Annotated in this window: 10 protein-coding genes; 2 read left to right on the top strand and 8 right to left on the bottom strand. The window is 54.0% G+C overall.

Annotated elements, in window-relative coordinates; genetic code table 11:
* The first annotated feature begins 8 nt into the window (after positions 1 to 8).
* Positions 9 to 2843 (top strand): CotH kinase family protein, encoded by a 2835-nt coding sequence (locus NYE69_RS08420; protein WP_340925781.1) that lies wholly within the window; start codon positions 9 to 11, stop codon positions 2841 to 2843.
* A gap of 309 nt (positions 2844 to 3152) precedes the next feature.
* Here NYE69_RS08420 and NYE69_RS08415 read toward each other — a convergent pair whose 3' ends face one another.
* From NYE69_RS08415 to NYE69_RS08385, 7 genes are all read right to left on the bottom strand, one after another.
* Positions 3153 to 4760, bottom strand: coding sequence for a response regulator (locus NYE69_RS08415; RefSeq protein WP_340925779.1), 1608 nt, complete (start codon positions 4758 to 4760; stop codon positions 3153 to 3155).
* Positions 4761 to 4765: 5 nt separating this feature from the next.
* On the bottom strand, positions 4766 to 6130 hold the full coding sequence (locus tag NYE69_RS08410; protein WP_340925778.1) for an ABC transporter substrate-binding protein: 1365 nt from the start codon (positions 6128 to 6130) through the stop codon (positions 4766 to 4768).
* 38 nt (positions 6131 to 6168) lie between these two features.
* Positions 6169 to 7890 (bottom strand): cache domain-containing sensor histidine kinase, encoded by a 1722-nt coding sequence (locus NYE69_RS08405; protein WP_340925777.1) that lies wholly within the window; start codon positions 7888 to 7890, stop codon positions 6169 to 6171.
* An 86-nt stretch (positions 7891 to 7976) separates the two neighbouring features.
* Positions 7977 to 8840 carry a carbohydrate ABC transporter permease gene (locus NYE69_RS08400; RefSeq protein ID WP_036626041.1) on the bottom strand — a complete coding sequence of 288 codons (864 nt, stop codon included), beginning with the start codon at positions 8838 to 8840 and terminating at the stop codon, positions 7977 to 7979.
* On the bottom strand, positions 8837 to 9799 hold the full coding sequence (locus NYE69_RS08395) for a carbohydrate ABC transporter permease (RefSeq protein ID WP_036626043.1): 963 nt from the start codon (positions 9797 to 9799) through the stop codon (positions 8837 to 8839). Before NYE69_RS08395 ends, NYE69_RS08400 begins: the two co-directional genes overlap by 4 nt.
* 111 nt (positions 9800 to 9910) lie before the next feature.
* Positions 9911 to 11266 (bottom strand): ABC transporter substrate-binding protein, encoded by a 1356-nt coding sequence (locus tag NYE69_RS08390; protein ID WP_036626046.1) that lies wholly within the window; start codon positions 11264 to 11266, stop codon positions 9911 to 9913.
* 184 nt (positions 11267 to 11450) lie between these two features.
* On the bottom strand, positions 11451 to 12632 hold the full coding sequence (locus tag NYE69_RS08385) for a GNAT family N-acetyltransferase (protein ID WP_340925775.1): 1182 nt from the start codon (positions 12630 to 12632) through the stop codon (positions 11451 to 11453).
* 226 nt (positions 12633 to 12858) lie between these two features.
* On the opposite strand from NYE69_RS08385, the gene NYE69_RS08380 reads away from it, so the two are divergent.
* Complete coding sequence (locus tag NYE69_RS08380) at positions 12859 to 13461, top strand: hypothetical protein (protein ID WP_340925774.1); 603 nt, start codon at positions 12859 to 12861, stop codon at positions 13459 to 13461.
* Positions 13462 to 13560: 99 nt separating this feature from the next.
* On the opposite strand, the gene NYE69_RS08375 is transcribed toward NYE69_RS08380, so the two are convergent.
* Entirely contained in the window at positions 13561 to 14034 is a 474-nt protein-coding gene (locus NYE69_RS08375) for a DinB family protein (protein WP_340925773.1), read from the bottom strand.
* Positions 14035 to 14184 lie beyond the last annotated feature (150 nt).

The following is a 14184-nucleotide window of genomic DNA, read 5'->3' as shown; positions in this document are numbered from 1 at the left end:
TGAAGAGGATGAAGCGCAAAGGGACCCGGCTTCTGGCTTGGATCGGCGCCGCACTTCTGTTCTTCGGCCTGATCGCGGGCGAGGCCGTTTACAACGCCGGCGTATTCGCCAGCGGTTCCGGCGGCCTGGCCGGCAGCGGGAAGACGGCGGTTCCGGTGGTCTCGGCGGAGGAGCAGAAGCTGGATGAAGAAGTGTTTCCGAAAGACAAGGTCGTCGATGTGAAGATTACGATCGATGAGGACGATTTTCAGGATATGCTGGACAACGCCAGCGCCGAAGAGTTCAAAACGGCATCCGTCGACTACAACGGGCTGCATTTCGATAATGTCGGGATTCGCACCAAAGGCAATTTGAGCTTGCGCAGCGTCGTGCAAATGGACGATTCCGACCGGTACAGCTTTAAGCTATCTTTTGACGAATATGTCAATCAAACGCTGGACGGCATTCAAAAAATCAATCTGAACAACAACTACAGCGATGCCTCCTATATGCGGGAGTTTCTGACCTATGAGCTGGCCGAGGAGATGGGGCTGCCGACGCCGAAGCATTCGTTCGTGAACATCTATATCAACGGCAAGCTGTGGGGATTTTACCTGGCTGTGGAGCAGGTCGGCGACGCTTACCTTGAGCGAAATTTCGGGAACTCTTACGGCGCCCTGTATAAAGGGGTAATGACCGGCAGCGGCAGCGATCTGCTATGGCTCGGCGACGATCCGGACGCCTACACCGGGCTTGAGCGGAAGTCGAAAACGACGAACGGCGACATTCTGATCAAAATGCTGGACGAGCTGAACAACGGCAGCGATTACGAAAAATACATCGATGTGCAGGAAGCCTTGGGCTACATCGCGCTGAATGTGCTGACGAACAATATGGACAGCTATATCGGCGGAAACAAACAAAACTACTATTTGTACGAAGATGACGGCGTCTTCTCCGTTCTGCCTTGGGACTATAACATGGCGTTTGGAGGAATGGGCGGCGGCATGGGCCGTGGTATGGGCCGCCCTGGAGGCAGAGCGGGCGGCGGAGATGGCGGAGCGAACGCGCCGGCGGGCACGAATGGCGAGGCGAGTACGCCATCGGGCGCAGATGGCGGAGCGAATGCGTCGGCGGGCACGAATGGCGAGGCGGATACGCCATCGGGCGCAGATGGCGGAGCGAACGCGCCGGCGGGCACGAATGGCGAGGCGAGTACGCCATCGGGCGCAGATGGCGGAGCGAATGCGTCGGCGGGCACGAATGGCGAGGCGAGTACGCCGGCGGGCGCAGATGGCGGAGCGAACGCGCCGGCGGGCACGGACGGTGAGGCGAATACGCCATCGGGCGCGGATGGCGGAGCGAATGCGTCGGCGGGCACGAATGGCGAGGCGGATACGCCATCGGGCGCAGATGGCGGAGCGAACGCGCCGGCGGGCACGAATGGCGAGGCGAGTACGCCATCGGGCGCAGATGGCGGAGCGAATGCGTCGGCGGGCACGAATGGCGAGGCGAGTACGCCGGCGGGCGCGGACGGTGCGAACGGCACAGCTTCCGGCAAGGACGGCGCTGCTGACGCCGGGGGAAGCGGCGGTGCCGGAGGCGCGGCTGCGGCGGGCGATGCTGCCGCAAGCGGCGCGATGGGCGGTGCTGCGCCGGGTGAAACTGCCGCAAGCGGCGCGATGGGCGGTGCTGTGTCGGGTGAAACTGCCGCAAGCGGGGAGGCAGATGGAGTTGCCGCAAACGGCGCGGAGGACAGCAGTGGAGGCGCGGCTGCCGAAGGAGGCAAACCAGCCCAAGCAGGGGCCGGGACTAGCCGGAGCAGAAGCAGCCTGTTGATCGATGAGCCGACGCAAGGCGTCGTTTCCGAACGGCCTCTGGTAGCAAAGCTTCTTGCGGTCGATGAGTATAAGGCCTATTACCATAAAATTCTCCAGCAGGCGGTAGACGGCTTTTTGGCCAACGAAGCATTTAGCCAGCGCGTAACGGCACTGTCCGAAATGATTGCGCCATATGTCAAAGCCGATCCTACGGCGTTCTACACATTTGAAGAATTCGGACAGGCCGTCACGCAATTAATCGCCACGAATGCCAGTCAAATAGAGAACATTTCGCAGCAGCTTGCCGGAACGATCCCCTCATCCGGAGATGGCTCCGGCAGCGGCGGTGGTATGGGTGGTATGGGCGGCATGCCGGGCGTTACGCCCCTTATGGGTGACGGAAGCATGCCCGAGGCGGGCGGTAATCCCGAAGCTGGCCAAAATGTGCCGGGCAACAGAAACGCGCAGGGTGACCAGCAGAGCGATCAGCAGGGTGATCAGCAGGGCCAAACCCAAAGCGGACAAGGAGAGCAAAGCAAAACCGGTGCATTCTCAGCCGCTCTGAACGGCAAATACGGCTCTAACGTTCAGAGTTGGCAAAGCGTAGAGCCCGTAGCAGCCGTAGCTAGCTCGCAGAGCGGGCAAACCGCCGATACCTCTCCCCCTGATGCACAGGCGGATGGACAATCGGCGCAAAGCGCTCAGGATGAAGCCACACAGCAAGGCAATGGTGCGGCCGGCGATAATCAACAGCAAGGAGGCCGGAACATAGGCGGAGAACGCGGACAAGGTCAAGACGGTTTTCCCGGCGGAGGCGGCCCCATGGGTGGCGATGGTCCGATGGGCGGCAATGGTCCGATGGGGGGCGGCGGCCCCCTGGGCGGAGGCGGTCCAAAGGGCGGCGGCCCGGGCGGTTTCGGCCAAAGGGCCGGAAACGGAAACGAAGCCGCCAACCGCACCGAAGCGATCCTCACTGGCGTTTCTCTGCTGGTACTGATCCTGTCCGCCACATTTATCGCCTTCTACCGGAGAAAGCGGTTATAAAAAGCAGCCCCTCGCCCCTCCTAAATTTAAAGGCAGCCCTTCCCTGATTAAAAATGCAGGAATGGCTGCCTTTTTCACGCGTGCGGATGCAGATGTTGGAGTCGCGTCACGCTCACATTGGAAAAATCCAATAGATTGCGGGATATGAACGTCATTTTGAGCTCTCATTGGAAATATCCAATAGAATTCGCTCAAATCGTCCGTTTTTCACCTAGCCAAGCCTCATCTATTGGAAATATCCAATCAAGCTATAAATTTTATCAATCATTCTCAAGTCACATTGGATATTTCCAATCAGAACGTGGCATCCTAAGCCCCCGCCTCCCGGAACTCGGTCGGCGTCATGCCGGTGACTTTTTTGAACACTTGCGTGAAATAGCGCGGGTCCTGGTAGCCGACCATCGGCGCAACCTGGTACACTTTGACATGACTGTTCTTGAGGATGAATTTCGCTTTCTCGATACGGCATTGGGTCAAGTATTCCAGGAACGTATATCCGCTCACCTGCTTGAACAGCAGGCAAAAATGGCTGATGCTGAGGCCGGCCAGCTCGGCAACCTCGTCGATGCTGAGGTCCTTGTGGTAGTTGCCGAGAATGTACTCCTGGGTTTTGCCGATCACATTCTGGACATTCTCCTTGGACGGATTCTCCCGGCTGTCGGTGATCCATTTGCCGAAATTGCTTTTCAGCAGACCGATCATTTCATGTAGGGTCCCCAAAGAGTGCAGCTCCTGCAGCAGCCCTTCCAGGGGCCATTCCATCGATAAATTCAGATGCTCAAACTGGCGGTACAGCACTACCGTCAATTCCACGATCATCCGCTCGGCCATCTCCTTGGTGAACGCCTGATCTTCAATATACCGCTTCGTCTCGTCAAAAGTACCCAGCAGCCGCTCCCTGTCCAGTGTACGAATGCTCTCGAGCAGCGCCGCCTCCAGATGCTTCGGATATTTCGCTTCCCGGACCGCCTCCAGCCCCGAACCCGAACCGGAGTCGAGAAACACGCCTTCCCGGTCGCTGTAAAACCGCCGGTACAGCGCTTTGGCCGCGCTTTGGTAAGCCTCGCTTAACTGCTCCATCCCCGCCGCCAGCTGGCTGAACCCGATGGAACAGGACAATTTCGTGTTCATCTTGATTTGGCGGATGACGTCGCTGCCAAGCTCCTCCTTCTTCGCGCTGAGCGAACCCGGAAACAGCAGCACCCACTCCCCGCCATGAAAAGGAAATACCGTCAGCGCGCCGTTTGCCAGCGACCATTCCCCCAAAATGTTGCGGATCGCAAACAGCCACAACCGCCGCTCTTCCGGGGTCCATTGCTCGTTCAATTTCATATAGTGGTCCAATTGGATGACCGCCATAAAATACTCCTGCGCCAGCTCGCTGTTCTCCAGCCAGCGCATATGCTGAATCGGGCTCTGCCCCTGATTGCCTTCGATAAACTCGGCAAACAGGCGCTCGCGCGCGAGCACAGACAAAACCTGGACGGAATGCAGCAGCTTGTCGTTTTCCATCTGCTTTTCCAGGTTTTTTTTGGCCCGCTGGATCATCTCGATCAACTCATCATGGTCGATCGGCTTCAGCAAATAATCGAAGGCGCCTTCCCGCAGCGCCTCGCGGGCATATTCAAACTCCCCGTACCCGCTGATGAATATAAACAGCCGCTTGGGGTTTTCGGCCAGCACCTTTTTCATCAAGGCGATCCCGTCGATGCCCGGCATGCGGATGTCGCTGATAATCATGTGCGGGGACAGCTCCCGGACGAGCTGCAGCGCTTTTTCCCCATTCCGCGCTTCCCCGACGATCTCCAGGTTCAGTTCCTCCCAGGGCACGGCCACCTTCAGACTGCGTAAAATGACCGGCTCGTCATCGACCAAAATAACCCGGTACTTCTCCGCCTTATCCAGCTTTGCTTCCACTTGCTTCACCTCCAAACCGAGTCTTCGGGGGCGGAGCTCCTGCGCAGCCGCCAATACTGTTCCGAAGTTTGTTGAATTTGCTCCAGCGCTTCATCCGGAGAATTTCTCCCGTCGATCATATCCCCCAGCACCTTCAGAAATGTTTTGTTGACCTCCGGAGAGAGGACATTATCGTAAGGCACAAAACTCGGCGGGCTCTGTTCCATCAACCGGGTAACCTGCGCGAATACCGGCCCCGTTTTTTTCGAATCGTAGGAAATCTTCATCGATGGAATCCGCAGCGCTTCGTAAACGATCCGCCGTTGAACCTCCTCCGTGTAAAAACCCCGCAGCAGCTCCTGTGCCGCCTTCAGCTTCGCTTCATCCAGATTGGAGGACAACCCGATGCCGATCGTGTATCCCCCGGCGAGGGATTTCTCCCCGTCCCGCGTCAAGGAGGGAAACGGGAGAACGCCGACCTGGTTTTGAAATTCGGCCGGGGCTTTCCCGTTATGAAACAGATTGATGTCCCAGCTCCCGTTGAGATACATGGCCGCTTTCCCGCTGGTAAAAAGCTCGATGGCCTCTTCGGTCGACATATCGTTGGCCGGGATGCTGAACGCGTGCTGGTCAATCCACGCCTCCAAATGCGTAAACGCTTGCATATAGCCGGGATTGACAAAGCTTTGGCTCCCCTCACCCTTCACCAGATCATCGATCAGCTCGGGTCCCGCGTACCGGTCCATTAAATAATGGGCAAAAATCGCGGCCGGCCATCTTTCTTCATTGCCCAGCGCAAACGGCGTAATTCCGCTTGCCGCGATCACCCGGACCGCCCGGTTCAACTGATCCAGCGTTTGCGGCGGATCCAAATGCAGCTCCCGGAAAATTTCCTTGTTGTAAAACAGCGGCTCCGCGTTCCCTTCGATCGGCAGCCCGTAGATGCGATCGTTAAACGTCCACAGATGCAGATCCTGAAACTCTCCCTGCAGTCTGTTTTCGTTCACGAAACCGGTCAGGTCCATCAACCGGTTGGAGCGAACGTACGGCTCGATTTCGGCGCCCCCAAACAACACGAACATATCCGGCGGCGTTCCCGTCACCATTTCGCTTTTCAGCTTCTGCTCGCGATGGACGGTCTGGTCCATCCCTTCAAAATTCACCTTGACGTTCGGATGCGTCCGCTGGAACTCGTCCACGACATCCTCGACGATGTTCAGCATCTGGCGGTCATGCTCCTTGATCCAAAAATGGCGGAACGTCAGCGTAATTTTGTCCGTCTGGCTCTCCTCGATCGGCTCATGCCCGTCGGCGGCGATGACCAGGACCGATACGGCAAGCACAAACGCGTAAACCACGATCCAACCCCAATTCAAAAACCATTTGCGCATGGCGGCTCCCCCTTCATCGTTTGACTTTCGCATAAAGCTCATTGAAGTATCTTCGGAATGCGGATGCGAATAATCGATCCGAATCCGGGAGAGGAACAAATCATAATGCCGTAGTAACCGCCAAACCGGATGCGCAGCCGTTCATGGACGTTTTTCAGGCCCACGCCGTTTTCCCGGTATTTTTTCAAGTTGCCCCAGTCCTTGCTCCATAAATGCATCAGCGTATCCGAGTCAAAGCCCGGACCGTTGTCCATGACGTCGATCAAAATATCCCGCTCGCCTTCCCTGGCGGTAATGGAAATGATCCCGTTCTCTTCCATCGGCTCAATCGCGTGATACAGCGCATTTTCCACGATCGGCTGAACGATCAGCTTCTGGGTTTTGTAATACTTCAGAGACTCGGGGATTTCGATTTGGTAAGCGAATTTGTCCTCAAAGCGGAATTTCTGGATATCCAGATAATGCCGCACATGCTCCATTTCCATCGAAAGCGGGATCAGTTGCTGATTTTCGCTAATGCTGATTCTGAGCAGCTTTCCCAAGGACACGACCATTTTGCTGATATCCCTGTTCCCCTGCAACACCGCCAGCGAATTGATCGATTCGAGCGAATTGTAAATAAAATGCGGATTGATCTGGGCGACCAAGGCCTGCAGCTCGACTTCCTTTTTTCTCGCCTGTTCCGTCTGGACCTGTTCGATCAGCTCGCTGATTTGTGTGCTCATCCGGTTGAAGCCGTCGACCAGCAGATCCGTTTCGTCCCCGGCGCTTACCGTTGAGGTGATCGGTACGAAGATGCCCTGCTGCACCCGTTTCATCCCGTTAACCGCGCCGATAATGCTGCGGACGAGCCGGCGCACGAAAAACCGGTCGAACAGAAACGCGGAGATCAAAGAGACGAGCACCAGCACGATGGCGATATTGCGGATGGACAGCGATTCCGAAGCGATTAGCTTGCTGGGGGTGATCGCTACCAGAAACCAATCTTTGTTATGGGAAGGCAAATAAGTGATCAGCGACTTCTCGCCCTGATATTTGTCCGTATAGTAGCCTTTTTCGCCCGCATCCCCCCGGGTCAAAAAAGGAAACTCCGTTTGTTCCCCAATATGTTCACCGGACTTGTCAAAGACGATATTCCCCTGCTTGTTGACCAGCAGAATATCCCCCTGCTTTAACGTGGCGGCATCCCAAAATACCTGATCCAGAATATCGGGTTTGACGTAAATGACAACCGCGCCGATATCCTCCAGCGAATAGTAATCTTTAATCAGACGTGCCTGGATCAAAACCGGCTTGCCCGCAGAGGCCGAGCCGTTTTCGCCGGGACCGACCCATACCGGACGGCCTTCGGCCGCTATCATCGCCGCATACCAGCTTTGTTTTGTTAACTCTTCAAAGGACATCGCTTCATTGAGTTGATATTGGAGCTTGTCTTTCGAATACAGGCCGAAGGAGGTGATCATCGGATGGTTGATCAAATTGTTGATATCCTGTTTCTGCTCGTACGTCACGGCAAAGTCCGGCTGTTTCAGCAGCTTTTGAATGACCGGCTGCGTGATCGCCGAATTGGACACGGTCGTGACCTCGTTCAGTGCAAACTTCAATTTGCGGTCGGTCTCCAGCAGCGAAACCCAGTAAAAATTGCTGGATTTGTTCTCCATCGCTTTTGAAAAATTGTAATACGAAATCGACCCCATCAGGATTACAGGAATAAACACAAGAAGAATAATAGCCAGCAAGATTTTTCGACGGAGCTTCATGTTTGGTGTCCCCCTAAGCCTCTCCTTACTCTATTATTCTTCATCGTGTTATATATTCCTTGCCAAGTTAGCAAACTCCCGGCCCATTAACTTTTAATCGCCCCCGAGGTCAGCCCGGCGATAACCCAGCGGCTGAACAGCAGGAACACGATCAATAACGGCAGCGTCGCGGTAAAGGTCGCGGACATGATCATCCCGAAATCAAGCCCGTCCTTGTTGGTAAAGAGCTGCTGCAGCGCCAGCTGGAGCGTATAGTTTTCTTTGTTTTTCAGCACGACCAGCGGCCAGAAGAAGTCGTTCCACACGTTCATGAAGTTCAAAATCCCCAGCGTGGCCATAGCGGGAGTGACGACCGGCATGGCGATGCTCCAGAAGATGCGGAAATGCCCGCCTCCGTCGATCCGCCCCGCTTCGATCAATTCGGAATGGACGGCGGAAGAGATGTATTGCCGCATCCAGAATATCCCGAAGGCGTTGACCATGGCCGGAACGATCAGCGCTTTGTAGCTGTCGATCCAATGCAGCTTGGCCATAATGACGTACTGCGGCAGCACGCTAAGCTGCGCGGGGACGAGCATCGTGGCGATGACGAACACGAACAGCGTTTTTTTCAGCGGAAACTCGTATTTAGCGAAAGCATACCCCGCCAAAGTGCTCAAAAAGACGACGGATACCGTAACCGCGGTCGAGACGACAATCGAGTTGAACATCGCCCGGAAAAATTCCGTGCGCTCCAGCACGCGGTCGAAGTTGTTGAAAAACTCCAGCCCCGGCGTCATCAGCGGAGGGATATGGAAAGCCGCATCCTTCTCATTGGTGGCGACGACAAACATCCAGTAGAAAGGGAACACGGACAAGACGGCCCCGATGACCATGACGATATAAAACAAAGTTTTGGCCAGAACGCCCGGATCATCGGGTTTTCGTTTTTTGATGGCAGTCGCACTCATGCCTTTTCCCCTCCCGTATCTCCGCCCATGCGGCTTGACACCATCATGTTAAGGAGCGAAAAAATAATCGTGGCGATAAACAGCAGCACCGCCGTGGCGGCCGCCGTTCCGAAGAACCCGTTTTTGAACGCCTCGCTGTACAAATACGTAACCATCGTGACGCCTTCCTGGCGCGTGGAGCCGGTGCCGCCTTGGCCGAGGAACACATACGGTTCGGTAAAAAGCTGCAGCGCTCCGATCGTGGATACCAGCGTGACGAAAAGGATAAACGGACGAAGAAGCGGCAGCGTAATGTTGATCAACTGCTGCCAGCGGCTCGCTCCGTCAATCCGCGCGGCCTCGTAAATGTCGGTCGGAATGCTTTGCAGCCCGGACAGGAAAATAATCGCGTTATAACCCATCCAGCGCCACATGACCATCGTGGAGATGGCGATTTTAACGCCCCACCAGCCCGAGTTGAACGGGACGCTTTCCAGGCCAAAGCTGTTCAATAACCAGTTCACCATCCCGTTGTTGCCGAACATCGTGCTGAACACCAGCGTAACGGCGACGATCGATGTGATGTTGGGCATGAAATACAAAACACGGAATGTGTTTTTGTATTTGTTGAGCGCCGAGTTGAGCATCACGGCGACCAGCAGTGCAACAATCAATTGCGGCACTGTCCCCATGAGGCCCATGAGGATCGTATTGCTGAAGGAAATCCAAAACGTCGGGTCGGACGTAATCAGCTGATAGTTTTTGAAGCCGACATATTTCATCGGGCCCAGGGCGTCCCATTTAAAGAAGGACAAATAGATCGTGAAAAAAATCGGATAAAGGCCGAAAATCGCGAACAAAATAAAAAACGGCGATATAAATCCGTATGCCGTAAGCCGGCTCCGCCTCGTTTCGTTCCAGAACGTTTTTTTTCCGGGAGCGGGCTGGACCGGGCTTGCGGTAGCTGCTGTGTCAGCCATGGACGCACCTCCAAGGTGTGAATTAAAAGTAAATCCAAATTCGCAAGAGGGTATGTTCCCCCTTGCGAATCGAGATGAGTGATTGGATTTCGTTACTGCTAATTGTTCATATTAGCTGCGGTCAACCAGCGTTTTCGCTTGCTTCATCGCTTCGTCCCATTCTTTTTGCGGGTCCGCTTTTTTCTCCAGCACGTTTTTGAGCGCATTTTTGATGATCGTGTCGACCTGGTCATGCAGCGGACCGTAGTAAACCGGTTTTACGCGTTCCGCCGATTTGGCGTACGCCTCGGCAATGACTTGGCCGCTGAAGAATTCGTCCTTGTCTTCACTGAATGCCGGTTCTTGATATACGGCCGGAATCGAAGGGAACAAGCCGCTTTCTTTAAACGATTTCAATTGGTTGTCTTTGTTGACGAGCCAGGAAATGAATTCATAAGCTTCCTTCGGATGTTTACCTTCTTTCGGCAGCGTCAGGAAGGAACCGCCCCAGTTGCCCGCGCCCTCCGGAAGCTGAGCGATTTGCCATTTGCCCGCGGAGTCTTTGGCGTTGCGGATCGTGCCTGCGATCCAAGCCGGGCCGAGCATAACGCCGAAATCGCCTTTGTTGATCGCGTTTTGCCATTCCGGCGACCACAGGATCCAGTTGCCGATCCAGCCTTCTTGAATGCCCTTTACCGTGAAGTCGTATGCTTTCTTCACTTGAGGATTCGTATCGCCGATGAAAGCGCCGTCCTCTTTGTTGAAATAAATTTGGTCCGGCGATTGGTCGCGCAAACCGTTGTAAACGAGGTCCGTCAAATCGGCAAACGGTTTGCCGGTTTTTTCCTTGAACTGCTTCGCCACCGTAGCGAATTTATCCCATGTATCGATGGCAGCACTGAAGCCGTCTGGATCGGTAGGAAGTCCGGCCTGTTCCGCCAAGTCCGTACGATAGTAAACGACCGTCGGTCCGATGTCGGTAGGCAATCCGAGTTGGAAAGAACCGTCGACCGAAGTCGCTTGTTTCCATTTCCAGTCGAGGTAGTTGCTTTCGATGTCTTTGGCGCCCAGATCATATAAGTTGTGGAACTTGTCTTTGGCGCTGATGAAACGTTCCATGAAGGCGATTTCCAACATAAAGATGTCAGGCGCGCCCGAACCAGCGGACAACGCTGTGGTCAGGTTGTTGTGATGCGCCGTTTGGTCGGACGTGTTTTGGAACTTGATCGTAATGTTCGGATGCTCTGCCGTATACTCCTTGGCCAGTTCCTCGTAGTTGGTCGTCCCCAGCGACCAGAAGGTCAGCTCGATTTTTTCGCCGGTGCCGGTTCCGGAGTTCTCCGTTCCTCCGCCTTCATTCGTGGTCGCCGGAGGGTTGGCGCTGCCGTTGCTTGTCTTACTGTTGCCGCCCCCGCCGCCGCATGCGGCCAGCAAGGACACCATCATGACCACAGCGAGCAGGATGGCCCACGGTTTCGATCTCTTCATTTCTTGTACCCCTTTCATTGGTTTTGCGGATTTTTCATTTTCAGTCTAACGAAAACGGATACATTTTTTGAGGAGGCAATATTGCGATTTGAGGTTTGAATTTTTCTGATTGCGGGAAAATTGCAGAAAAAAGACCGAAGGACGTGGGTTGTCCTCGGTCTTTGTCTTTTTTCTATATTACTTGTCAAAAAAAGTCCATTAAAGCCGTCGCGCTAACCGGGATTAGCCGCTCCAGCGTCTCCGCATCCCGTTCCGGGCCGCTCAGGCGGCCGTAAGCATACATTTCGCGCGGTCTTTTATAACCGAGCAGCATGGCCGTCAAAGTTTGGATATCGCAAGTTAGACCGTCATCCACGGCGGTCTGTTCTGCCTTCACTAGCTGCCCTTGTCCCCCGCCATCCACTTCAAGCTTCCACGAACCGTCATTCCAAGGGGCAATCGCGTCGATGATCCGAAGATTGAGCCGAGCCGTGTGGGTCTGCGGGGCCGGGGCAACAAACGAATACTGACCGACAAAAGCTCCGGCGTTGACGATCCGGGCCATAAAATACGGTACGATTTCCTGTTTGCAGCGGGGATCGTGCAGCATAAACGGCAGCAAATCGTCCGCAGGGACATGATCGACCACGGCCTGGGTCACCATCGAATCGTGATTGGCCAAATACGTCCACAGACCTTTTCGCGCCGTATCGTTTAGAAATACAAACTCGTCAACCAGCAGTTCCCTGTTTTTTACCTGGTATATCGTATAACCTTCCGGTTCGCCCGTTTCGGAAAAATATACGGCCGTATGATCTTCGCTGCCGATCACCATTCTCTCCCACCAGTCGGTATCGCGAACGAGGGTACCGTTATATTTTTGGGCAAACTTATGGTAAATCCGGTTCAGCAGCTCGATGTCTTTAATGTCGCGTTTTACCGTCCCCTCAACTTGCGTTTTTGCCGGAAAATTGCCCGTGCTGATCGTATATTTTTTGTAGTCTGTGTACAATTCCCAGCCGAATTTGCGGTAAAAAGGAACGGAAAAGGGATGCAGGCAGGACAACACCTGACCTTCTTCATTCATTCGGGCCAGCGCCTTGGACAGCAGCTTGCTGACGAGCCCGCCCCGGCGATTCTCCGGCCAGGTGGCGACGCCGGCGATGCCTCCCATCGGCAAAGCTCTCCCCTGTATGTAAATTTGCAGCGGAAGCAAAGTAAGTTTGGCCAGCAATTCGCCCCCTTCAAAAGCTCCCCAGGTCTGCTCGGGGTTAAACCGGGCCTTTTGTTTCTCCCGATCCTCCGGCGGCAATTTATACTGGAAGGCATATTCGGATAAAGTCAAACTGTCATCAAACTCGTCTGCGTTTAACTGTCTGATTTCCACAAACCCACCTCTTTTCCTTAAGTTTGATTTTGCCGGTTTAGCGGCAATCCTATGATGAGTTTGTCAGAAATATCTATAAGTGTCAATCGCTCTAAAGCCGTGATCTGTCCGTCGGTCATTCTTCTAAAAACGCTTACAAATTGGTGAGTTAGGTCATAGGCGCCGTTCTTTAGAACATGATATGAATAAAAGGCACATATTTAATTCTCATGGGGGGATATCAAACATGTTTGTGAAAAAAATCTCATTATTGCTGCTTAGTCTTGGGCTAGTCGCCGTTTTTGCAGGATGTTCCAGCAACGGTCAATCTGGGAGCAGCTCCGGCGCAGCAGCCGAGGCTTCGACAACGGCAGCAGCCGCAACCACCGCTGCGGACTCTGCGCCGGTCAAAATGGGCCGTGTCGAATACGCCGCGCACGGTACCAAATGCTTCACAGTTGCCGTTGTGGCCATGCAGGGAGACAAAATCATCGGCGCATCCTTGGACGATTACCAGTTCATGAGCACTGACGTAGCCAAAGGCGTTCCTAATTCGGACCAAGATTTCGGGCAAAACTACAAAGACCCGAAAATGGTGCTTGCCTCCAAGAAAGCCAATGCCGAGTATTATAGCGAGCACATGAAAGAGGAAGCCGGCGCAACGACACCAGTCGACGAGTCGCTGGCTGCGATTGAGCAATACGTAACCGGCAAAACCGTCGCCGAGCTCGAAGACGAGCTGTCCAATAAAAGCGCGGAACAATGGGTTGATGCCGTCAGCGGAGCGACTTTGGTGGATACCCAAGGATACGTCAAAGCGCTGGTTGAAGCGGCCAAGAGTGTGAAATAATTCACTATAGTTTAGCGAATTGCCCTTGAACCGGAGAGACTCCCCTTATCGGAAGCCTCCCGGTTTTTTGGCATATGGCAGTAGCTTATTTTCAGCCTTTTAACGGGATAGCTTACGAAGCTGTCTTTTGATGGCCAGAATAGCTCCGAGATGCATCCCTTCGTGAAAAATCGTTCTTACAAGCACCTGCTCAATCGTATGCATGCCCATTTCCGTCGGCGGAAACGGCTGTTCCATGCGACTTTCATTCTGTTCCCTAATGAGCTGCGGCTGTTGTCTTAGGAGTTTGGTCAATTCCCCCAGTGAAGGCGTCCCCTCCGTGAAATGGCTCGGATTAGTGCCAAATCCAAACCATTCGTTAAATTTCAACGGTATCGGTATATCTTCTTTCGTTAATGCATGTAACCATAAATACTGATCAAGCAAAACATGCCCCAAATTCCAGCGGATATTGTTGTTAAAGCCTTCCGGGACGATATCCGCCTCCTCTGCGGTGATATCTTCGACCACTCCCAACAATTCGCTCCTGTATGTATTCAACTGCTCAAACAAAACTTCATGCCGTCGCTCCATCTAAAAACCTCCTTCTATTTTGTACTAATTAGAGATTAAAGTTGGAAATTCCTTCTGAAGATCGCAAAAATTAGGACGGTACGGATCGCTATCAAGCTAAAAATAACGCCACAAGTGACTATCGTAAGTGACCATCCCCCGGTGTCCGCT

The sequence above is a fragment of the Paenibacillus sp. FSL R5-0527 genome, from assembly GCF_038008055.1.
Lineage (GTDB): Bacteria > Bacillota > Bacilli > Paenibacillales > Paenibacillaceae > Fontibacillus > Fontibacillus macerans.
The sequence above is the reverse complement of the archived record's forward strand: the minus strand, read 5'-3'. Positions and strand labels throughout refer to the sequence as shown.